We start from the raw sequence: 458 nt of genomic DNA, 5'->3' as shown, positions 1-458 counted from the left end.
CCCAGCGACAGGATCGCCACCGACCGCACCACGATCCGCCGTGCGATCGGCGTGCGCCCGCCATCGGTCAGCACCGCATCCGCCATCAGGAACGGCACCGCCCCCAGGCACATCGCCGCCACCACCGGCCAGCGCGGCCCCGCGGGCCAGAAGTTCGCCACGAATTCGTTCAGCGCATAGCCGAACCCCGCGATGCCAAAGGCCGCCGTCACCAGCACCACCCGCAGGTCCCCCCCGTCGGGCCGCCGCCAGCGCCAGACGCCCAGCCGCCGCGTGGCCTCCAGGATCACGAAGCCGTACAGCGCCATGTGCAGCATCAGGTAATCCGCCACCAGCACCGGCAGGAACCCCACCTCCACCCCGCGCAGCACCACCGGCACCACGATGCCCGCCGCAATCAGCAACCCCGCGAACCGCTGCGCGGGCATCTGCGCCACCGGCACCCCCACAGGCAGCGC

General features: G+C 72.7%; 1 protein-coding gene. It reads right to left on the bottom strand.

Translation table 11 applies throughout. The annotated features are described in order from the left end of the window. Positions 1-458 (bottom strand): hypothetical protein (locus tag ACLD7X_RS18875; RefSeq protein WP_425625521.1); only part of this gene is annotated, 458 nt, incomplete at both ends.

This window comes from Aphanothece microscopica RSMan92, from assembly GCF_046613545.2.
In the GTDB taxonomy this organism is placed as follows: Bacteria; Cyanobacteriota; Cyanobacteriia; order PCC-6307; family Cyanobiaceae; genus NIES-981.
This window is presented reverse-complemented; position numbering and strand designations above follow the sequence as displayed.